The 20736-nt window shown below is 49.0% G+C and carries 22 protein-coding genes; 12 read left to right on the plus strand and 10 right to left on the minus strand.

The genetic code is table 11. The features are described from left to right. Positions 1-5: 5 nt before the first annotated feature. The 6 genes from GN111_RS29460 to GN111_RS29485 all read right to left on the minus strand — a co-directional run bounded on the left by GN111_RS29460 (position 6) and on the right by GN111_RS29485 (position 5832). Complete coding sequence (locus tag GN111_RS29460) at positions 6-386, minus strand: hypothetical protein (RefSeq protein WP_155307170.1); 381 nt, start codon at positions 384-386, stop codon at positions 6-8. Between the two features lie 87 nt (positions 387-473). Continuing rightward, positions 474-1607 (minus strand): Aq_097 family APC-type transporter, encoded by a 1134-nt coding sequence (locus GN111_RS29465; protein ID WP_155307171.1) that lies wholly within the window; start codon positions 1605-1607, stop codon positions 474-476. Then, positions 1604-1906, minus strand: a complete 303-nt coding sequence (locus GN111_RS29470) for a DUF202 domain-containing protein (RefSeq protein ID WP_155307172.1) — start codon at positions 1904-1906, stop codon at positions 1604-1606. Before GN111_RS29470 ends, GN111_RS29465 begins: the two co-directional genes overlap by 4 nt. A 141-nt stretch (positions 1907-2047) precedes the next feature. Continuing rightward, positions 2048-3046, minus strand: coding sequence for an HAD family hydrolase (locus tag GN111_RS29475; protein WP_155307173.1), 999 nt, complete (start codon positions 3044-3046; stop codon positions 2048-2050). Positions 3047-3220: 174 nt separating this feature from the next. Beyond that, entirely contained in the window at positions 3221-3916 is a 696-nt protein-coding gene (locus GN111_RS29480; protein WP_155307174.1) for an outer membrane beta-barrel protein, read from the minus strand. Between the two features lie 590 nt (positions 3917-4506). Beyond that, positions 4507-5832, minus strand: a complete 1326-nt coding sequence (locus GN111_RS29485) for a sulfatase-like hydrolase/transferase (RefSeq protein ID WP_331457694.1) — start codon at positions 5830-5832, stop codon at positions 4507-4509. 283 nt (positions 5833-6115) lie between these two features. Between GN111_RS29485 and GN111_RS29490 the strand changes: the two genes are divergently transcribed. The 11 genes from GN111_RS29490 to GN111_RS29540 all read left to right on the plus strand — a co-directional run bounded on the left by GN111_RS29490 (position 6116) and on the right by GN111_RS29540 (position 18110). Then, entirely contained in the window at positions 6116-6862 is a 747-nt protein-coding gene (locus tag GN111_RS29490) for a helix-turn-helix domain-containing protein (RefSeq protein ID WP_155307176.1), read from the plus strand. Positions 6863-7832: 970 nt separating this feature from the next. Then, positions 7833-11825, plus strand: a complete 3993-nt coding sequence (locus tag GN111_RS29495) for an acyl-CoA dehydratase activase (protein ID WP_155307177.1) — start codon at positions 7833-7835, stop codon at positions 11823-11825. Positions 11826-11895: 70 nt separating this feature from the next. Further along, complete coding sequence (locus GN111_RS29500) at positions 11896-12345, plus strand: MarR family winged helix-turn-helix transcriptional regulator (RefSeq protein ID WP_197740457.1); 450 nt, start codon at positions 11896-11898, stop codon at positions 12343-12345. Positions 12346-12466: 121 nt separating this feature from the next. Continuing rightward, complete coding sequence (locus tag GN111_RS29505; RefSeq protein ID WP_170302514.1) at positions 12467-13270, plus strand: ABC transporter ATP-binding protein; 804 nt, start codon at positions 12467-12469, stop codon at positions 13268-13270. Next, a complete protein-coding gene (locus tag GN111_RS29510; protein ID WP_170302515.1) occupies positions 13234-14478 on the plus strand; it encodes a SufD family Fe-S cluster assembly protein in 1245 nt (414 codons plus the stop codon). The genes GN111_RS29505 and GN111_RS29510 overlap by 37 nt, the downstream gene beginning before the upstream one ends. Before the next feature lie 90 nt (positions 14479-14568). Then, positions 14569-14763: a CooT family nickel-binding protein gene (locus tag GN111_RS29515; protein ID WP_155307181.1), complete on the plus strand. Its 195-nt coding sequence runs from the start codon at positions 14569-14571 to the stop codon at positions 14761-14763. Between the two features lie 84 nt (positions 14764-14847). Continuing rightward, entirely contained in the window at positions 14848-15660 is an 813-nt protein-coding gene (locus tag GN111_RS29520) for an ATP-binding protein (RefSeq protein ID WP_170302516.1), read from the plus strand. 80 nt (positions 15661-15740) lie between these two features. Further along, entirely contained in the window at positions 15741-16511 is a 771-nt protein-coding gene (locus GN111_RS29525) for an FmdE family protein (protein ID WP_155307183.1), read from the plus strand. Beyond that, positions 16508-17140, plus strand: a complete 633-nt coding sequence (locus GN111_RS29530; RefSeq protein ID WP_155307184.1) for a class I SAM-dependent methyltransferase — start codon at positions 16508-16510, stop codon at positions 17138-17140. Before GN111_RS29525 ends, GN111_RS29530 begins: the two co-directional genes overlap by 4 nt. Before the next feature lie 5 nt (positions 17141-17145). Beyond that, positions 17146-17664, plus strand: coding sequence for a metal-dependent transcriptional regulator (locus tag GN111_RS29535; RefSeq protein ID WP_155307185.1), 519 nt, complete (start codon positions 17146-17148; stop codon positions 17662-17664). 65 nt (positions 17665-17729) lie between these two features. Further along, positions 17730-18110 carry a hypothetical protein gene (locus GN111_RS29540; RefSeq protein WP_155307186.1) on the plus strand — a complete coding sequence of 127 codons (381 nt, stop codon included), beginning with the start codon at positions 17730-17732 and terminating at the stop codon, positions 18108-18110. On the opposite strand, the gene GN111_RS29545 is transcribed toward GN111_RS29540, so the two are convergent. The 4 genes from GN111_RS29545 to GN111_RS29560 form a co-directional block, all read right to left on the minus strand. After that, positions 18107-18400 carry a DUF3786 domain-containing protein gene (locus GN111_RS29545; RefSeq protein ID WP_155307187.1) on the minus strand — a complete coding sequence of 98 codons (294 nt, stop codon included), beginning with the start codon at positions 18398-18400 and terminating at the stop codon, positions 18107-18109. The two genes, GN111_RS29540 and GN111_RS29545, sit on opposite strands and share 4 nt — an antisense overlap. Before the next feature lie 12 nt (positions 18401-18412). After that, the gene (locus GN111_RS29550; protein WP_155307188.1) at positions 18413-18778 is read right to left on the minus strand and encodes a hypothetical protein; all 366 of its coding nucleotides are present in this window, start codon (positions 18776-18778) and stop codon (positions 18413-18415) included. Next, positions 18768-19109: a carboxymuconolactone decarboxylase family protein gene (locus tag GN111_RS29555; RefSeq protein WP_155307189.1), complete on the minus strand. Its 342-nt coding sequence runs from the start codon at positions 19107-19109 to the stop codon at positions 18768-18770. Before GN111_RS29555 ends, GN111_RS29550 begins: the two co-directional genes overlap by 11 nt. A gap of 93 nt (positions 19110-19202) precedes the next feature. Next, positions 19203-19721 (minus strand): XRE family transcriptional regulator, encoded by a 519-nt coding sequence (locus GN111_RS29560; RefSeq protein WP_155307190.1) that lies wholly within the window; start codon positions 19719-19721, stop codon positions 19203-19205. Between the two features lie 305 nt (positions 19722-20026). On the opposite strand from GN111_RS29560, the gene GN111_RS29565 reads away from it, so the two are divergent. Continuing rightward, positions 20027-20728: a cysteine hydrolase family protein gene (locus GN111_RS29565; RefSeq protein ID WP_155307191.1), complete on the plus strand. Its 702-nt coding sequence runs from the start codon at positions 20027-20029 to the stop codon at positions 20726-20728. Positions 20729-20736 lie beyond the last annotated feature (8 nt).

The raw sequence follows: 20736 nt of genomic DNA on the forward strand, positions 1-20736 counted from the left end.
CTCCTTCATTGGTTAAAGTAGGCTTTGGGATCGCTGTTCAGCTGATCGAGCTTGCTTTCCAGTTCCTTAAGCTGGTTCTCCCGCATTCCCTCGGTAAAGTTGGGACCCAGTCCTCGCGCCCGGACATTGTTCATCTCGGTTTTGAGTCGCTTGCGTTCCGCCTGTACGCGTTTGTCATCAGCAGAAGATGCCTTTTCTTCCGCCTGTTTCGCTGCCTCGCGTTGTTCTTTTTGTTTCTGCTGCACATATTCGTCCGCCTCGCGTGTCGCCTCTTCAACCATTTTGTCATAGGCTTGCCGCTGTTCATCGGCGGCGAGAAGCGGATTCACTATTCCACCAGACAGAATTGCCAGTAAGAAAAAGCCAAGACATGCCGTTGTTTTCACTGAACGCCTCCTTGATGGGATGGGTTCCTTGTCCGTTTCAGCGGCGAGTGCCTGCAGATGGGTTGGCGCACCCATCCGATTGTCTGCCTAACTGGCCGGCACGGCAAAAAGCGTGATGAAGCCCAGTGCCATTGCCACCAATAAAATATGGAATTTCTGGATCGGACTTTTACTGACGCTGAACGCCACCAGGCACTGCAGCGTGTAATAAAAGGCAAAGGCCCGGGATGCCAACGCCAGGACCGTCAACGTGTTGAAGAACGCCACCAGGATGGCGACGCCGCAGATCAGCAGATACGCGTGGCGGGGATCCACATGCTGCCTGGTGGCCTCGACCATGTTGCCCCCGCCCCCGATTGTATCCTCCACAGCAGCACTGAATTGGCTCAACACCACCGCGATGACCAGCGGCACCGGCAACAGCGCCGATGCTTTACCGGCGAGCATGATCAGGGCATTGTCCTGGACCTTTTCACCGAGGAAATGCATCAGCGGTGTCGCCAACAAAATGAAAACCACATAAACCACCGTAGAGAGGATCTGAGACAGCCGGCACGATCGGATGCGGGTGTCCGTATCGAACTCTTCCTCGAGGTAGCGCGAGGTCTCGAATCCCTGGACAACGATGAGCGTTCCACCCACAAGCGTGAGGATTTGCCACCAGCCGTGCTCCGGCATGTTGGGCATTTGAATGCCGGTTCCGTTGACGGTGTTGATATCGAAAACGGCAAAACCGGCCAGCAGGGCGACAATGATCAGCAGGGTGACCCCAAGGGCAATCTTTTCGAGGTTCTGCAGCATGTCGAGCCCTTCGGTATAGCCGACAATGCCGATGACGCCGATAACCGCTACGGTGACGATGTGCTCACCGATGGGCGTGTCCATGTCCAACCCGCCAAGCAGAAAGGATGCGAGAATTCGGATATACAGGCACACGGAAATGGCATACGCCACGACCAGCGCCAAGTCGGACGTCTTCTCCAGGAGGACGGCGCGTTCTGGCGTGGTTCCCGCTTCGAGCATGGGCTCGGTATGGCGAATGTTGAATCGAATCACACTGCCCACGGCGTAGGCCAGACCGCATACGCAGATCATGGCCAGCCAGGCATACGGTCCCACAGCGCCGGCGGAGATCGGGACAATCACCAGAAAACCGCTGCCAAAGATCGACGCCAAAGGGGTGGCCGTGGCGCTCATCATTTTTTTCGTATTTCCGATCACAGCCCCATTTCTTTTTCGGCTGCCTTTTGATCTTCCGGCGTGACAGCCTTCAAGATTCTTTTGACATGCCTGTACCGGTGTGTACCCCAAATCAAAAAAGCGCAGGCAAGACCGATAAAAATCCACCCGATCACATCGTAAGCCAGGTGATCCAGATATTTGATCAAACCGATTCCTGCAGCGCAAAACGCCAATGATGTTCTGAAAAATGCGAGCATTGTTCTATCATTGGCCATAATGGTGCGGCCAATGGTCAGAAGATTGGAAGGATCGTGTTTGGAGCTGTCTGAATTCTCCATTTTTCGCTCTGAATTTTGTAATTACCCTCCCGGCCGGCCCTTGCTTTCTCTATCTTTGTTTTGACTGCCAAGAGGTTGAAGCTGTCGGCGCGCTGCGTGGGCGGATGGTTTTACGGCGAAGCCTTGGACAGCTTCCCCATCTTATCGGTCGGGAAAGATAGCCTTCCAATCCTTCTTCATATTGACAACTGTCCAGCCATTCGCATTGGCTTTATCGAGCGCTTTGTCCAGCGTGCCGATGTGTGATTTGCGGTCGTATGCCCATTCACGGTCGGCATCGGTGTGATGGACCAGGAGCGCGAACCGCTCACCGTCTCCGGCAGTGGCCCATTGGAGCATCTGCAGATCGCCGTCGGAGTTGCCGAAGGCCGCAATGGGCCGGCGTCCGATGTGCGTGTTGATGCCGACGGGTTTGCCTTCCTTGTCGTCAATGAAGTTTATCTTCGGCAGCCGCACGAGCACCGGTCCGTCGGCACGCATCTCGAACCTGGTCTGGATGCTGCTGCCGACGACCTGCTCGGGAGGGATGCCATAGACGGCCTCGGTCCAGGGCCGCATGAACTCGATGCCGCCGCCGGAAACGATGAAGGTCTTGAAGTCGTTCGCCCGCAGGTAGCTGAGCAGTTCCAGCATGGGCTGAAAGACCATCTCGGTATAGCGCCTACCGGTTTTGGGATGCTTGGACGTGGCGATCCAGTCCTTGACGATCTTCTCGAACTCCGTCGTAGTCATCCCCGCGTGGGTGGCCATGACGATCTCGAGAATCGCTTTTTCCCCGCCGGAAAGTGCTGCCTTCACATCCCCCTTAAGAAGCGATGCAAAGGGTTCTTTGTCTTTCCATTCGGGATGCTGGGGTGCGAGTATCTTGACCCGGTCCAGGGCGAAGAACAACTGAAAATACATCGGCTGTTCGCTCCACAGCGTGCCGTCGTTGTCGAAGGTGGCGATCCGATCGGCGACAGGCACGAAGTCGGGGGATCCTGACGTCGTCACCTTTTCCACAAACCTCAAAATAGACTGTTTGGTTTGGCCGTCGTTCCAGGATGGCAGCGGGTCCGTGGCCTGGGCTACCGCCAGGCCACCACAGACAAGTATAAAAATAATAGTGAATAGACAGAATGAAGCAAGTTTCAATCTCATTGGGTTGTCGTCCTCCTCTAACGTCTTAAACATCGCTCCTGTTCAGTATGCGGGTTCCCACCTATGGAATTTTTCATGATAATCGTCCATGGTATCCAGAAACCATGTGAAGGTATTGAGCTATCCTGACGAACTCCCCCGGGTCTTCCGCCGCTCACCGGTTTCAGTAGCGATCTAAAAATTGAGCATGCGGAGAATGAAATCCATACGCCAGACATCGAAGTCGGTGGTCCCACCTGAATCCAGGTCGATCCAGCTCTTATTGTAGCTGCATTGCATACTGAAACGTTGGTTAAAATCGTACCGCACACCCAATCCCCCGCCATAACTCCAGTTGCTTTGGGTTTTGGTGGGCACATAATAGTCACATACGTAACCCCACCACGGATCCCACCAGCAATACCCCTCGGGCGGGCCGTTCTGGATATTGGTATCCACCCATGTATAGCCGAGCATGGCCGAGATAAAAGGCGTAAAATTTTTGTCTAGAATGTAGTATGTCCCGTTCATCGCGATCGTCGTTACGTCCAAGGAATTTCCGTATTGATAGCTCGACCCGTCGTTCCGGACCACCGTGGCGTCATACGAGCGGGAGTTCCAATTAAAATAGCCACCCAATTGGAAGTGATTGTTGAAATTATAGCCAGCACCAAAGCCAATTCCAAAATCATCATTGATATCCGCTCTGGATCCGCTCCCGCCATCGACGGTGGTTTCCGTGGCATAGGTAATCGGCAGCATGAAATCCCACGACCCACCTCGATCCGCTTTCCGAAGGGTGCCTTCTTCCGCTCCGACGGCCAAGGGTATGCTGCAGCAAGCCGTGATCATGACACAGACAAAAACCAAAATTTTTTTTGTAGTGTTCATTTTCCTCCTCCTCGTGTGTAAAATACGGTTGCACAAAGGCTTACGATGTCAAAGATGGTGGATTGTTCCGTAATCGTTACTGGGCCGCCTCTCTGATCAGCGTTCCGTTTTCTACGGACTCTTTTCAGTCCTTTTTCTTCTCGCTGGAGGCTATACGACGTCGACCGTATTCCTGCTACATAGCGTGTTTGTTCCAGCACTGATTTTCTCGAGCCAGGAGTCTCCTTCGACACCGTCGCCAAGGACGGATGCTGAAAAGAATCCAGGCAAACCAGACCGATAGGGTCATCCGCAGCTTTCCTCACATCAAAAGAAAGAATTCCAGGCGCTGCCAATCGTGATGTAAAAGGCAGTGTTTTCAGTCCTTCAGGCACTTCAACCCCGGTCTGTGCGCCAAACTTGAGCTCGATCTCATAGCGGAACCCGATCCCATTGGATGAGCGCCAGTCGGCGTCGGGAAACTCAACCTTTTGCTTCAGTTTTTTTGGCTAAAGGCCTTGCCAATCAGGAATGTCCGCAAACCTCAATAAAGGTTTGCGGACATTCCTTCTGCTGCAGTCCAGGCATCATCTTTGGTTCGTCACTTCAGCTTAATGACTGCCTGTTCCTGTCGATTCCAGTTGAAACAGCGCTTTCTTCACTCCGTCAACCGTGAAACTGCCGGGCAGTTGTACCGGTGGAAATTCCTTGAAGGTTGCCATCAGGCCGCCGAGTTCCTCATGCAGCGGGTAGATCAGGAAAGCATGATTGATATACCAGTCCCAGTAGGTGTTGGAGGTGATGGGCGACCGCTCGAACGGATCCATCCGCAGGTTGATGAACAGCGGGCAACGCAGGTTGCGGAATTCACGCTGCCAGATCTCCAGGGTTCCGGCCTGATCCTGGACCATGAAGTGCAGCTTCCAGTTATTGTAGCGTGCAGCCAGCAGGTCGAATTCGTCGGAGAAGTACCACATCGTGTTGCGTCGGCCTTTACTCTCCTTGCCGGTCAGGTAGGGAAGCTGGTTGTAGCCGTCCAGGTGGTTCTTGAACTTCTTGCCGCCGGCCTTGTAGCCTTTTTTCAGCTTGTCCGCGATATCGGGGTCACCGGCTGCCGCGACCAGGGTGGGGAACCAGTCCATCCCGGAAAAAATCTCGTTGGAAACCTGTCCCGGTTTGATGTGGCCGGGCCAGCGTACCATGGCCGGCACCCGGAAGCCGCCTTCCCAGCCGGAAGTCTTCTCGTTGCGGAACGGGGTCATGGCGGCGTCGGGCCAGGAGTTCATGTGTGGGCCGTTGTCCGTGCTGTAGACAACGATGGTGTTGTCCGCAATCCCCAGTTTGTCGAGGGTATCCAGGATGGCGCCCACGTTTTTGTCGTGGTCGATCATGGTGTCATGATAAAAGCCCTGGTCCGGACCCGCCTGGCCTAGGCTGGATGGCTTGGTGTGGGTACGGAAGTGCATATGGGTGTAATTTATCCACACGAAAAACGGCTTGTTGGCCTTGACCTGGCGCTTGATGAAATCCTGGGAACGGGCCTGGATGTCGTCATCTATGGTCTCCATCCGTTTTTTGGTCAGCGGACCGGTATCTTTGCAGAACTGCTTACCGACCACGCCCCACCGCGGATCCTCGGTCTTGTCGAATTTGTCGGTCGCCACACAGTCCATCACGCCGCGCGGGCCATATTTTTTCCTGAATTCAGGATTTTTCGGATAGTCGGGCAGCTCCGGCTCTTCCTCGGCATTGAGGTGGTAGAGGTTGCCGTAGAACTCGTCGAATCCGTGAACGGTCGGCAGGTATTCGTTCCGGTCGCCCAGATGGTTCTTGCCGAACTGGCCGGTGGCATACCCCATACTCTTGAGAACCTCCGCTATGGTGACCGCCAACAACCATAGAAACCAGTTGCGGACTAACGCCTGCTTTCTTAGCAATTGATACGTTGGTGACCCCTGCTTTTACTTGCCAAACCCGTATTTTTAGCTTCTGAGTCATGGTTCCCTCTCTTGATTTTACCTGCTGCCGCAATCTCAAAGCTGGAAAAAGGCCATTGAATATCCAGGCAACTCTGTGTATGTATAAACAAGATGTTTCGTAGGTAACATAATGTTGCCTTTGTGTCAACAAAAAGTTGCCTGTCCGCATTGCGTCCAAAAATCGATGGAAATGAAATAAAAACAATTTATTGGAAAGATTAAAAGCCGGAGAGCAAATAGTTTGGAAATAATAAATATCAATGAAAAGTTGCCTGCTGACGATTTTGATAAAGTTTATGGCCGGTTAAAAATGGCGTGTGGCGTCCATACGGATAAAGAGTTTGCAGACGTTCTTGGAATTAAAAGGCAGGCGATTACAGCAGCTCGAAAGCGAGAAAGTGTTCCCTCTAACTGGATTGTTGCAATTGCGGACAAGTTTTCCGTTTCTCTCGATTGGTTAAAATATGGAATTTTTCCTGAATGGAAAAGAAACACTGCACTTCAGATAGAGAGATTAAAAAAAATATGTAATGTAGAAACAGATGAACAATTTGCAAAGTTTTTAAATATTACTAAAGCAACAGTGGAAAAGGTACGGAATAATGATGAGCCTGTACCGCATAGTTGGTATCTCAAAATAACTAAAAAAACGAACGTTTCTTTCGACAGACTTACATTTGGAATTGGTCCACATTTTAGCAGTGAATTTGAGAAAGGCCTTATTGATGACGTTCTAGAAAAGGAAGAGATATTTTCATCAATTGATGTTTTACCAATCAATGAAAGTTGGATCGAAAAAATAGTGGTCCAACTTGAAAAGCGTCTGGCAGAAATGAAGTGCGCTTTGTCTCCTAAAAGAAAGGCGTATGTTATATCTGCAAGCTATGAATCATTCTGGCATGATGATCAGAAAAGAGCTGATCTAAAAGTTGTTGATGCCTGTTTAAGAACAGCATTGAAATCAGAAAATGATAGTGTGAAAAAGTAGACAGGTGGTCGGTGTTTTTCTCAAACTAAGTTTCAATAGTTCCGCAAACGGATTATTTTTCTCAAACTAAACTTCAATCTTATATGAAACGAAATTAAGATAACCGATCCCTATCAAGCGCCACTAAATACCAGTAATACCGCACGATATCCCACCTTATCCCACCACATCCCGGCCAATCCCGGCCCTCAGCGGCCCAAACCGTTGTAAATTTCCGCACAAACTCAGAAATATTTCCACACAAACTCAGAAAAATGAAAACTATTGATACCCCTGATGCCTTCAGGTGCCAATTATAGAAGGTCACCCCAAAAATTTTCTTTAAAGGATTTGTCTGATCTGACGACCACGGATGGTCGTATGTTTAATCACATCATCTATCTGGCTGCCATCTGGGAAAATGGAAGCACTCTGGGTAGGAGATGCCCGTGATATGTTACTGTAATGCCAATAAATAAAATCACGGATAGCACGGTCGTTCATAGCAGTAACATTAAATTGGCTATTCACACATGTACATTTCCTAAATCACACAAGCCTTACACCAACAATCATTGTTTTTCAGATGCTGAAGGATTTATAGCGTTTATCTGATCACTACTCATACTGTAACCAAAGGTATCCAATATTTTTTTCATGGTCTTTGTTTTTTCTTGACAATTAAGATTAAGTAACTTAACCAAAAATTGTGGTAGCAAATTTTAAAAGAATTTTGCGAATCCAATCATAAAAGGTCTTAAAAGATATATAAACATAAAAAAATGTAATAGTTGAAAAATTTTAGAAGTTCGCTAAAGGCTAATGATAGTTCGAATTAGTAGTTACGAAACTAAATTAAAAATGAAGGCATATTAATGCTATTTCGATATGTTAGAAATTAAGAATTGAGAACTTGAATAAAGGTGGACTTCACCAAATGAAAATAATTTTGATGCCAGACTATATTTCTTTGCAATAAGGAGGCGGGCGCATGTACAGCTTGGGAGCGGATATCGGATATACTTCTGTAAAAATAGTTTTGATTGATGAAAATGCTGCTGTTCAACATGTGTATTACAAAGAACATAAAGGGGACAGCATAGGTGTTGTCCAGGATTTTCTTGAGGAAATCGGAAAGGACTATCCTTGGCCGGATATTAAATACGGAGCCGTTACGGGCACCGGCGCAAAAATTTTCGATGGGAAAGATAAAATTCACAGAATAAACGAGGTGGCTGCCCTTGTCGAAGGTGCCGAAGCATCAACCGCCTGTGCCCGTTCAATTGCGGAAATTGGAGGGCAAAGTGCCAAATACATAACCGGAATCGGTGAAAAGGACAGATCTGGTATCAAGGTTGCCATGAATTCCAATTGTTCCGCTGGTACCGGATCATTTTTAGAAGAGCAGGTATCACGGCTTAAACTGAGACTGGATGATTATTCACAGTATGCTGCCAAGGCAAAAACGATTCCCCGAATCGCCGGTCGCTGCAGTGTATTTGCGAAAACAGACATCACCCACCACCAGCAGGAAGGGGTGCCGGTAGAGGACATTCTTTTGGGGCTTGCCTATGCGCTGATCCGAAATTTTCGGGCATCGGTTATCAGGAAGTTGAAAAAAGAAACCCCGATACTGTTCGCAGGAGGCGTAGCCCGCAACCAGGGCGTTGTTATTGCATTTAAAGATCTCCTGAAACTAAAAGATAATGAATTGATTGTCCCGGATCATATGGACAGTCTCGCAGCGCTGGGAGCGGCCATGATCGCCCTGCACAAGCGGATTCCTGTAGATCTTGAACAGGCTTTCTCCAACCTGGATCGGCCGGAAGCGATCATTTCTGTCGATGAAAATGAAGTGCCGCTGGAACCGCTTGCCGGCTTCGGCAGCAACGACGATCTAGGCAAACATGAAATCGCCTTAACAGACAACCGTAGCGACAAATTGTTATGCTACCTTGGCGTGGATGTCGGATCCACGAGCACGAATCTGGTGCTCTGCGACCGAGACGACCGGATCATCGACTATCGGTATTTGAGGACGTTGGGTGACCCCGTGGAAGCCGTCCAAGGGGGGCTGAAATCGCTGAAGCAAGCTTATGGTGACCGGCTTCGTATTTTAGGGGCGTGCACCACCGGTTCCGGCCGCCAGATGACAGGGCGACTGATCAGGGCGGATGTGGTCAAAGATGAAATAACGGCCCAGGCCAGGGCCGCCGTTGCCATCGATCCGGCGGTGACTGTCATTTTTGAAATCGGGGGCCAGGATTCAAAGTATATCCGCCTCCAGGAAGGCGTGGTAACAGACTTTCAAATGAACAAGGTCTGTGCCGCGGGCACAGGCTCTTTTATCGAAGAGCAGGCAAAAAAATTCGATATCCCCGTCAATAGAATTGGCGACCTGGCATTGCGTAGCCTTTCGCCCGTCAATCTGGGGGAACGATGCACCGTGTTCATGGAAACGAGCATCGCCGGCTGCTTGGCGCGTGGAACGAAAATTGAAGACATCACCGCGGGGCTTTGTTACGCCATCGTTAAAAACTATCTAAGCCGGGTCGTTGGGCAGAAACCGGTCGATGGGACCATATTTTTCCAAGGGGGTGTTGCTTATAATCAGGGGGTTGTCAACGCGTTCCGCTGCCTCACAGGGAAAAAGATCGTTGTGCCACCTTTCTTCAGTGTGACCGGCGGATACGGCGCCGCCATTCTCGCCAAAGAGGCTATGGCCGGACGACCAACCACCTTTAAAGGATTCGACCTGGAAACAAAGGAACACTTCTTACACAGCGATAAAAAGATAACAGTCGAGAAAAAGACCGTTTCGAAATTCGACACAATCATCGAAGACCTGGTTTTCGAAGGATACCGGATCAAAATCGATCCTGATCGGCAGACCATCGGCATTCCGCGGGCGCTGTTTACCTTCGGCATGTTTTCCATGTTTCACCGGATTTTCACGGAACTTGGTTTCAACGTACTACTGTCCGATCCGACCAGCGAAAAGACCATTGGCATGGGCCAGGAGTATTCTCTAGATGAGACCTGTTATCCGGTAAAGCTGATTAACGGGCATGTGGCCGAACTCGTTCAAAAAAAGGTGGATTTTATTTTCTTTCCGGATCTTTACACTGTGGATCACCCGGGATCGTCCTCGCGGAAGAACTATGGGTGCGCTTACATGCAGTTGGCGTTCAAAGTGGTCAACCAGGCCATGGACCTGTCCAGAAAAGGCATCGGCTTGTTGTCACCCACCATTGCGTTCAGTCTGGGTAAAGAATTCATGGCAAAAAGTTTTTCGGAAATGGGACGACAGCTCGGCAAAACTCAGGCAGAGACGATGCAAGCTCTCCAAAAAGGGGTTAAAGCCTTCCACAATTTCGAATCGAAGATCGAAAAAGCCGGAAAAATAGCACTGAAGAAGCTCGATCCAGACAGAAAAGTTTTCGTTATCATATCGAAGATATACGGCGTCGCAGACCCGATATTGAACATGGGCATTCCGGACAAATTGATGGAAATGGGATTTCAGGTCCTGCCTTTCTTCTTTTTACCGGAAGGGGATCTGTCTAAAACGCATCCCAATATGTATTGGCCTTTTGGGCAGCACATTCTGGAACCTGCCCAGTTCATCCGTGAACACCCCAATTTCTATGCAATTTTGCTCACCCACCATGGATGCGGTCCGGATTCTGTCCTTGCCCATTTTTTCAGGGAAGAGATGCATGGAAAATCCTACCTGCATATCGAAGTGGATGAACATACATCCGGCGTCGGCGTTATCACACGTCTGGAAGCTTTTGTTAACAGCCTGGACCATCCGGATAGACATCGTACCGAAAGCGGAGATACCGATCAAAACAAAGTTGTCCCCAAGGATGAAAATATCAAGAAAGATATCCTCGAACTAAGGCCGGACACAACGCTATTTCTGCCCCGGATGCATCCCTTTGCCGACATTTTCAAAGCGCTTCTTTTATCAAAAGGCGTATCAGCGGAGGTTCTGCCGACAACCGACCGCCATGCGGTGGACATTGGCCGGCAATTCACCATTGCCGAAGAGTATTTTTCGCTTACCGCCCTAATGGGTACGGTCTTCAGTCAATGCCGGTCTAAAACGAATGGGAATCACATGACCTTTCTCGTTCCGAGGACGGAAGGGGCTGAAGTGGATGGACAATACAGCCGCATGCTCCGGATGAAATTGGATGAAGAGGGGTATGCCGGCCTGGATATCTTTTCTCCATTTCTGGAGGATTTACTTGATCTGGAAGCGACTGCCATATACAGCCTATTTCTCGGCATTCTCGCTGGCGACGTAGTCCAAGCCGCTGCGGAACCGACCAGGCATACATATTTTCAGCGCATGCTCAGCCTCATTCGCGAAAACCGGTTGGGAATTGAATCGTTGAAAGCCATGGCCCGGGAAATTTCCAGGGAAGCAAGCCCCCGGCATGGGTTGAAACGCCTGCTCGTAGTGGGCGAGCCCATAGTTCTTTACAACGATTACATGAACGATTTTGTTTTTAAAAGCATCGAACAGAAGGGACATCGTGTTTGCTATGCACCTTTCAGCGAGGCGATGTGGCTGTTCTGGCATGACTATGCGATCCAAAACGGCAGACGCGAAGAACACATCCGCTCGCTGAACCGCTTCGCAGACGATATCCGAACCGTTTCGGATTGCTTGGGACAGGAGAGCCCGTTCGAAAAAAACATCGACTTTCTGGTGAACAGTGCGGACAATACCGTAGGATATTATTCCGGCGCATTCGGTCGCTTCCGGGCTGCCAAAGTTTCAGGTGGCCGGTGCCGTTTCGACGGGATCATAACGGTGGCCTCCACCTATGAGAATACAGGTATTTCGTTGAATATCCTTCACAATGCGTTTGCCCAAGAAGGAGCCAAGCCGGTCCTTAACCTGACATTCGACGGCAACCGCAATGAAAACGATATCACCAAATGGGATTCCTTTCTTTATTATTTATGAACAACTGAAATTTTGCTTGACATAGTAATTAAGTATCTTTACCATTTTGGATATGGAAAATAAAACAGATATGATTGATTCGATTTCGCGCCAATTGCTGCGTATTATCAACAAGCAGGGTCGCATTGAAAAGATACCGGTCCGCTTAACGGCAGGTTTCGAACTTACCCCTACCGAAGGCCATACGATCCAGGCAATTGGAGATTACGGACCGCTCAACGTAACGGATCTGGGCGCTCATTTCGGCGTTACTAAAAGTGCGGCGTCTCAAATAGTAGGCAAGCTTTCAAAAAAGGGATTTATCAAGAAAGCTTTTTCCGAGCACAACAGCAAAGAATTGAGACTGCAACTCACCCCTACAGGAAAGAAAGCCTTTGAGGCCATCAAAAAATACCGGGGCCAACATTTCAACGACATTATCAAACGGTTGGGGTCCTTTTCTCTTCCTCAGATAGCAACGGCCTCTGTTTTGCTGGATGTAATAGAAGATGTGATGAATGAACGGTTAAAACAACGTTAATTTTTTTGACCATAAAGTTAAGTAACTTTACCATATATGGTTGTAAGCGATAGGGCTGTCGAGGATATCGGCAACAGATCGTTCGGCAAACAGAAAGCCTATCGCAGTGGAAGGAACCGCCGTGCTGTCGGTAATCGATTTACAGGTCTCTGTTCGGGGCAAAAGAATACTCCACGATGTAAACCTCCACATACCGAGAGGAGAAGTGCACGCCCTCTTTGGTCCCAATGGCTCTGGCAAAAGTGTGATGATGATGACCATCATGGGATATCCTGAGTATGAAATTCGCAAAGGCCGGATTGTTTTTGACGGGCGTGATGTCACCCGGATGTCTCTTGATGAGCGGTCAAGGCTGGGGATTGGTATATCGGAACAACGCCCTCCGACGATCAAGGGGGTTAAGCTAAGCAACATGGTCAAATTGATTGCATCTGTAAAACAACTATCCGATGCCCACACTAGTTCAATTGCATCTGCTGTCGATATCAACCGGTTCCTTAATCGGGATATCAATGACGGCCTCTCCGGAGGCGAGAGCAAACAGACTGAATTGTTTCTGTTGCTACTTGCAAATCCGCAACTGCTCATACTGGATGAACCGGATTCCGGAGTGGACCCAGAGCAGCTTCTAAAAATTGGGCGATTGATCCATACCTCCCTTCGCAATAACCCGCCGGGAGGAGACAAACGAGGGGGATATCCGGATGCCCGTATAAAAGCCGGTCTGATCTCCACCCATTCGGCCGAAATTCTTGAATACGTTCAAACAGACAAGGCCCACCTGATGATGGACGGAAAGATAAAATGCAGTGGCAGCCCAAATTTGATGATGGACCACATAAGAAAGCAGGGATACGCTTATTGCGTCAGTTGTCTGGAACAAGAACAATGCAGAGACAAAAACAATTGGATCACGGAAAATTGATAGGCGGAAAGATCGTTTCCGAAGCGTATGATGCCCTTGATACGCAACATCTGGGTGACTTTCGGTTTTCACTTCGGCGTGGGGGCGATAAGGTTGGTTTAGGATCCCCGGATCATTTGGAAGATCATGAAAAAGCATCCTTATTGTCAGTAGGAATCAATTTAGACAATCAGCCAAGGGCAGGACGATTCCTTTTACATGACAGAAGCTCAATGGTTTTGCCATCTTTCATTGAAGGAATTGAAATTTTCCCTATTCAAACCGCTTTGGCACAATTTCCCGAAGTCCGGCGTGACTATTATTTCAAGGCAGTTGGCCAAAAACAAGATCGATACACCAAGGCTGTCGCGGATACCCAAACAGGCGGTTACTTTATCCGCGTTAGGAAGGGGGCCGGCACCGATATCCCGGTGGAGGCGGGTCTTTTCATGCCTGATGAAATGGGCGCCATGCGTGTTCACAACATTGTGGTGCTGGAAGAAGGCGCTCGGCTGCACTTGGTGACGGGGTGCACGGCTGGCAGGCATCTCAGGTCGGGCTTACATGTCGCCGTCAGCGAGCATTTTGTCGCGAAAGACGCTTCTTTTACCAACACGATGATCCATCGTTGGGGGCCTGAATTCATTGTCAGACCCCGAGGTGCAACTGTCGTGGCGAGCAACGGCACCTATGCGGAAAACTATTATTCGGTTCAACCGCCCAAGAGCATCGAGACGAACCCGGTCACCTATCTTAAGGGAAGAAACGCATCGGCCAGGTATACGGCAGGACTCATCTGTCTGCCCGGGACACACTGCGAGATCGGCAGTACCATCTATCTGGAAGGAGAGAGTTCAAGCGCCGAAATCGCCGCGCGGGCAGTAAACCATGGCGGCACCGTGATCCAGAAGGGGTTGCTTGTTGGCGCCGCCGAAGGGGTCAGAGCCCATGTAGATTGCTCCGGTTTAATGCTCAGCGATACGGGTGTCATAGAAGCGGTGCCCGGTCTTCGGGCCATGCATCCGGAAGCAAAGATGTCACACGAAGCAGCCATTGGTAAAATAGATACCGGTGCGGTCAATTACCTACGGGCCAAAGGGCTGACCGAGATGCAGGCTGTTTCCTTAATTGTCAGGGGGTTTCTGAATATCGATAGTGAAATTATAGGGCTGAACACCGAATTGGAACGGGCCATACGGGAAATGGCATCGATAACCAGTCACGACTGATTTACCGCCGATTTCACATGCCCAGTTCCCGGAAAGAGAAAGCCGTCTATTCTCGAAAACGATATTACAATTAACCAATAGTGAGGCTGCATGTGTATTGCAAATGCATATTTGATCCGGCATGGCACGCCAGAAATGATCATGGAAAACGTAGAAACAGTTCAGGCTATTGAAACGAATGTCTGGAACCTGTCCAGTCTTTTCGGTGAAGAGAAGCGCATTGTGGGCCGCTTGAAATGCTTGCAGTTGCTGGAGAATCAGCTTTTTTTTGAAGAATTGCCATAACAAGCCATGAAGGCGAACATCCTGGAAGATAGATCAAGCGATCACTGCAGTGATTTATCCGGGCTGTGACAAGGAGCTATGGAAATGAAAATCGCAGTGTGTGGCAAAGGTGGATGCGGCAAAAGTACTGTCGTCGCAGTCCTTGCTTATGAATTTCAGCGTCGGGACCAGCAGGTATTGGTGGTTGATTCGGATGAATCCAACTCAGGGTTGCACTGGATGTTGGGAATTGAAAACCCGCCGAAACCGCTGATTGATTTTGTGGGTGGGAAGCAAGAAATACAAAATAAAATGTTCACAGGATTCACTGCCGGATCAGGAGACGCAAGCCTATCTCTGTGGCGGCAAAATGAAATCGCCATGGACGATATTCCAGAGGCACACATTGAAGGGACGAATCGTTCCCGGCTGGTGGTAACCGGGAAGATTGGCCGGATTTTCGAAGGGTGTGCCTGTCCGATGGGTGTGGTGACGCGTGAGTTTCTTAAGAAATTGCGAATCGACGACAACGAAATGGCCATTGTGGATATGGAAGCCGGGATAGAACATTTCGGCCGGGGCATCGAATCCAGTTTGGATGCGGTGATCGTTGTTGTCGAGCCTTCTCTTGAATCATTATCGATAGCGGAAAAAACCAAGAAACTGACCGAATCCGGAGGCGCACGCTTTGCCGGGGCCGTTATCAACAAGATTCGGTCAGAAGCAAACCGGAAACGACTGATTCAGGAATTGACGCGCAGAAACATTATCGAGTTGGGTTGTCTGCAATATCATGAAGCACTTGTTGCCGATGGATTGTATGGATCACCCGTAAATTCGGAAGTAACCAAAATTGAGGCTGGCACCATTGTTGATCGTCTTCTGGATGTTATTCGAATCAACGCCCGGTCAGTTTAAAAGCAATTGGAGCTCCCACACAGAGCATGGGAGCGAGGCGCGAAATCACTGGTGCTTTTTATAGAGAAACGGATAAAAAAATGGACACAGCAGAAATAGATAAATTGAAGCAAAATCCCAGGAAAAACTTCATACAAGCAGTTCGCGAAAAAGATACTTTACGATGCCTGGTAAAGGCTGCAGAACTCCACGGCCATTTCTGCCCGGGAATTGCACTCGGCGTCATGGCATCCGTCTACGGCCTGTGGGAACTAGGCGTACAATCGATATATTTTGACGGCATCATGGAGGATCTCGTGGCGATTGTGGAGGTAAACGCCTGTTTTGCCGATGGCGTGCAGGCCGTGTCCGGATGTACCCTCGGAAATAATGCGCTCGTTTACCGGGATCTTGGACGCCTTGCCGTAACTTTCGCCAGAAGAGGAAAGGAAACAGGCGTACGCGTTCGAGTCGGGCACGATTTCGTTTCCTTGGTAGCACAAGCCGCCCCCTCGTTTTACTCGTTACTGGAAAAAGTGATTAAAAACAGGGAAGGCAGCAATGAGGATATGGACGCGTTCAGGGAGCAGGCCAAGACGGCTGCATTTTCGCTCGTGCAGGAATCCTTTGAAAAACTGTTGGTTGCGGAACCGGTTAAACCAATGCTTCCGGCAATGGCACCGGTAAAACCGAGCAGTGTCTGCCCTGCGTGTGGCGAGGAAATCATGGGAACTAAAATTGTGCGGGAAGGGCAGGATCAGGGACTCTGTTTCACCTGCGGCCATCATCCGTATTTTGAAGTGGAGGGTCGGGGAATCGTGAAAATCGATAACAATTGTACCCCAACTCGAGAAAGAGCGGTCGTTGAATGAATCCCGAACATAGAAACGATTGTCCGCAGGCGCATCATGGTAGAAAAGGGCGCAACGGCCGCGGTCCCAGCAGCGCATGGTTGCATGAACCCCAAGTGGTGCTAGGCCGTCTACCGCTAAGCGCCGGAGATGTGTTTGTCGATTTGGGTTGCGGTGCCGGTGATTACACAATCGAGGCGGCAAAAATCGTCGGCCCCGGTGGCAAAGTCTATGCGTTCGACAAATGGCAATATCTGATCGATGGCCTGGCGAAGATCGCAACCTCTCTGGGGCTCAGCAATATTGTGGCCTTGACCGCGGATATTACCTCCCCGTTGCCGATGCAGAATAGTAGTGTGGATGTCGTGTTTGTCTCCACGGTGCTTCATATTTTCGAACTAAAAAAAACGGGGCCGTCAATTTTTTCAGAGGTATCCAGAATACTCAAACCGGAAGGCTGTCTGGCTATTGTCGAGTGTAAAAAGGAGGAACAATCCTTTGGTCCGCCCAAGCACATGAGAAATACCCCTGATGAAGTCGAAGCGGTGGCGGTCTCCTGCGGTTTTAGAAAAATCGACTACACTGACCTGGGATACAATTACATGCTTCAGTTCGCCCCTTCGGAAAAAGAGTCGATGTCGGGGAGATAATTATCATGAAAGAAGGACCCGTTGAATATAAACATGCAAGCATAATGGACATCACCGCGACCATGGAGGACTATCTGAAAGTTATTTTTGATTTGAATAAAACCAAAAAAATCGTCCGCGTGAAGGACATCGCAAAAGTACTGGGCGTAAAGATGTCATCTGTGACCAGTATGCTCAAGAAACTAGCGAAGTACGAACTCGTGAGATACAGGAAATACGAATATGTGGAGTTGGAAGAAACGGGAATGTATTTTGCCCAAGAGGTGTGTAAGCGGCATATGATATTGGTACGATTCCTTTCGGACATCTTGACGGTTGATAAGAAAACAGCTGCAAAAGAGGCGTGTAAGATGGAACATTTACTTAGCCCAGAGACCCTTGGCAACCTGAATGATTTTACGAATTTTGTGGAATCCTGCCCTAACGATCGCGTAAGTTGGCCGGTTCGATTCAAAAAGTATCGTGAAAACGGATGCAGACTTGGTTTGTGCAAACAGCCAGGTACGAACGCAACAAACACATAGGCAGTGTTTTAATTTTCTATTCTGACAAGGGAATCCGAGAAATAAAATTAGTCAGGAGGTGTTGTATGAAATGCAATCGTTGCGGTGTTGAAATAGCACCCGGTGAAGAAAGAGAGCATTTAGATCAGATAATTTGTGAAGATTGTTATATGGATGCCCTATCACCGATGCGCACTTGCGATCCATGGGCGGTGCATAGTGCCAAATCATTCGAGAAGCATTCTGGCGGCAAGGAGGTATTGACACCGGTACAATCAAAGATTCTTAGTCTTCTAAAAGAGACTGGAGGGTTAGAGTCTTGTGCGTTACTGGAGGCGCTTGACGTCAAAATGACAAGTAAAGAACTTGAACGGGAAATTGCTGCTTTGCGACACATGGAAAAAATCGGGGGCGAGAGAAAGAAAGACCGTATCATCTGGCGGTTATATGAAGCGGTATCGAGTTAATCTGATGTCGTTGGATACCTGAGCCACTCGTTGGCCGCAGGCGGCTCTTGTTTGGGACATAAAAGCAGATATTTACACAAGATGACGCTAACCGCATGAATGGGCCGCCTTCCCTCTGCGTCTAGTACGCCTTTGCTCGAGACGCGATGTGGAATACCGTAAAATGGGATAATCGCCGTATCTCCATCTATCTGAATACCGAGGCGTTTGCCTGCGAGACTCAGATCGATCGCAGATACTTCAGTGAGGTAATTCTTATAAATTTCGTCGAAAACCGGTGCTTGTTTCATAACGCCTCCCCGTTACCACAATCTCCAAAGGACCTTTTCTCCCTGTTTTTCGCCTCGTACCTTTTCCATATGCCGAAGCGTGGCGAATTCGCGCTCCAGATCTTTGATTTGTAGGTCTGAACCCAATTCGACGAGCAACTGTGCAGGCTCCATGGCTCCCTTTTCTTCCAGAAGCTTCAACATCTGCGATTGAATCGGCGTCAGCGTGCGATTTTTCCCAGCGCTTTTTTCGAAATTCTTGGCACTGTGAACCGCCCATGGATCACAGGTTTTCAAAGGCGAAAGCGCGATCATGCAGCAATCCTCGCAAAGCGTTTTTCCAAGATGTTCATGCTCGTCTCCGGGCTTGATATCCTGCTTGCATCGATCACACTCCATTTTGACCTCCAGTGTTGGCGTTGTTCAGTTCGTCCATCAGGTATAAGGCGCAGTAGGCGGCCGTGGGGCCGCCACCGATCAGGATCGCCACGCCGGCGGCTTCCAGAATTTCTTCACGGCTGGCACCCAGTTGCAATGCTCCTTTGACCTGCTCCCTCATGCATGGCTCACAACGAAGCGCGGCAGTTACCGCAACCATCATGAGCTTTTTGGTTTTCGCATCCAGCACACCATTAGCTGTTGCGGCTGCCTGCAGACTGCGGAAAGCGCCCATTACATCGGGAAGCTCTTTATCCAGTGTTTCCAAGGCATTTTTCAATTCCGGTTTCATAGACAATCCCTCCAAAAAAAAAGACCATCAAGCCAATTGGCCGTGATGACCTTCGTGGTCAAGGGTTGGAATAACAAAACGGCGTCAACGTTATTAATGATGCATCAAAAGGAATTCAGCCTCTTCGATGACATCGAACCGGTGCTCCTGTAGGGCCTTGAATCGTATGGCCATGCCCGGTCCCAGTTCATGGATCTGCCCGCCAACGGACATTTTTATTCTGCCGGAGAGAACTAGGCAGACTTCGGCTGTGTTTTCATGATGCTCGGGTTCCGCGATCTTCCAGGCGCCACTTTTGGCCTGGACTCGAAAGATCTCGAAATCGGGAAACCAGATATGGGAAACCTCGATTCCCTTTTGTCGGAATGTTTTGACGGTGGGCTGCTCACAGTGGGCCACTTCTCCAAGCCGAATTAATTCGCTCGCTGTAAGATGGAAAACACGGCTAAGTGATTCGATGGTTTCCAATGTCGGGTTTCCGACGCCGCCCTCGATCTTCGTGACCGTCGCCCTTGTAATACCGGCCTTCGTGGCCAACTGTTCTGCGGTTAAACCCCGCTTCAGGCGTAGGGTGCGAATGACTGAAAAATCGAATCTTGTTGAATCTGCCACCAGTCCCTCCGTTTTTGGCTATTTTAATAGTCCTTTTGTAAACTTTAGTCAACACTGTGTTGAAGGGAGAATATTTTACGAAGTGGCGACGGGGTCGGTCATCTTAATGTAGCTCTTTATCTGATATTCATCTTACATACTTAAATTACATATAATTATTCCAATATCTAGAAATGCATTGTTTAAAAATAAAGCTTGACATCGCCACTGAAGTTGTCTAATCATGCCAATCAGATCCAAAATTGGATCCAAAATCGGAATCTAACAAAGGATCTATAACGCCACACCAAAAAAGGGAGGGAAAGATGAGACGAATCGCTTGGTTAACCTGTTTTGTTGTTGTTCTTGCAATGGCTTACGTTCCTTCGGTTATGGCAAAAGAATCCGCACCGCTTGACCTCGACACGAAAAACGCAGCTTTACTAATTTTGCACTATCAGAATGATATCGTGCATCCAAAAGGCAAAATCGCTTCCTCATATGCCCAAAGGATTTCCGATGCCGGGAATGTCACTCACACGAAAGCAGTTCTCAACGCATGTCGACAGAAAGGTGTTCCGGTGATCCACGTCAGATTCGCCCTTAGACCTGGAGCCCCGGAGGTTTCTCAAAAACCAGGTCCCTTATTCTCAGCATTCACAAAAGCTGGGGTCCTTGTAGATGGAACATGGGGCGCAGAAATTATCGATGAGTTGAAGCCAATTGATGGTGAGCCGGTCGTTTCACATGCATCCAAAAATGGATTTTGGGGGACCGACTTAGATATCATTTTGCATTCAATGGGCGTCACCGATGTTATGATGGCAGGCATTGCAACCGCACGTTATGTCGTTTTGGCTACAACGCTTGCAGCTAGTGACAGACAATATTATCCAATCGTTCTGCAAGACTGTTGCAATGACGCCTCTGACGAACTCCATGATTGGATTATCGATAACGTTTTAAGCTATATTGCGATAATTTCAGATTCAAAAGAAGTGGTTGAAAAAATAAACACATCAAAATAAACGGAAAC

It is taken from the genome of Desulfosarcina widdelii (assembly GCF_009688965.1).
GTDB classification, from domain to species: domain Bacteria; phylum Desulfobacterota; class Desulfobacteria; order Desulfobacterales; family Desulfosarcinaceae; genus Desulfosarcina; species Desulfosarcina widdelii.

Bases quoted from the DNA above. Each gene is read 5' to 3' on its own strand.
- GN111_RS29495 (WP_155307177.1), top strand. From the start codon at position 7,833: ATGTACAGCTTGGGAGCGGATATCGGATATACTTCTGTAAAAATAGTT.
- GN111_RS29530 (WP_155307184.1), top strand. From the start codon at position 16,508: ATGAATCCCGAACATAGAAACGATTGTCCGCAGGCGCATCATGGTAGA.
- GN111_RS29555 (WP_155307189.1), bottom strand. From the start codon at position 19,109: ATGAAACCGGAATTGAAAAATGCCTTGGAAACACTGGATAAAGAGCTT.
- GN111_RS29520 (WP_170302516.1), top strand. From the start codon at position 14,848: ATGAAAATCGCAGTGTGTGGCAAAGGTGGATGCGGCAAAAGTACTGTC.
- GN111_RS29540 (WP_155307186.1), top strand. From the start codon at position 17,730: ATGAAATGCAATCGTTGCGGTGTTGAAATAGCACCCGGTGAAGAAAGA.
- GN111_RS29470 (WP_155307172.1), bottom strand. From the start codon at position 1,906: ATGGAGAATTCAGACAGCTCCAAACACGATCCTTCCAATCTTCTGACC.
- GN111_RS29525 (WP_155307183.1), top strand. From the start codon at position 15,741: ATGGACACAGCAGAAATAGATAAATTGAAGCAAAATCCCAGGAAAAAC.
- GN111_RS29515 (WP_155307181.1), top strand. From the start codon at position 14,569: ATGTGTATTGCAAATGCATATTTGATCCGGCATGGCACGCCAGAAATG.
- GN111_RS29535 (WP_155307185.1), top strand. From the start codon at position 17,146: ATGAAAGAAGGACCCGTTGAATATAAACATGCAAGCATAATGGACATC.
- GN111_RS29510 (WP_170302515.1), top strand. From the start codon at position 13,234: ATGCAGAGACAAAAACAATTGGATCACGGAAAATTGATAGGCGGAAAG.
- GN111_RS29550 (WP_155307188.1), bottom strand. From the start codon at position 18,778: ATGGAGTGTGATCGATGCAAGCAGGATATCAAGCCCGGAGACGAGCAT.
- GN111_RS29545 (WP_155307187.1), bottom strand. From the start codon at position 18,400: ATGAAACAAGCACCGGTTTTCGACGAAATTTATAAGAATTACCTCACT.
- GN111_RS29500 (WP_197740457.1), top strand. From the start codon at position 11,896: ATGATTGATTCGATTTCGCGCCAATTGCTGCGTATTATCAACAAGCAG.
- GN111_RS29565 (WP_155307191.1), top strand. From the start codon at position 20,027: ATGAGACGAATCGCTTGGTTAACCTGTTTTGTTGTTGTTCTTGCAATG.
- GN111_RS29480 (WP_155307174.1), bottom strand. From the start codon at position 3,916: ATGAACACTACAAAAAAAATTTTGGTTTTTGTCTGTGTCATGATCACG.
- GN111_RS29475 (WP_155307173.1), bottom strand. From the start codon at position 3,046: ATGAGATTGAAACTTGCTTCATTCTGTCTATTCACTATTATTTTTATA.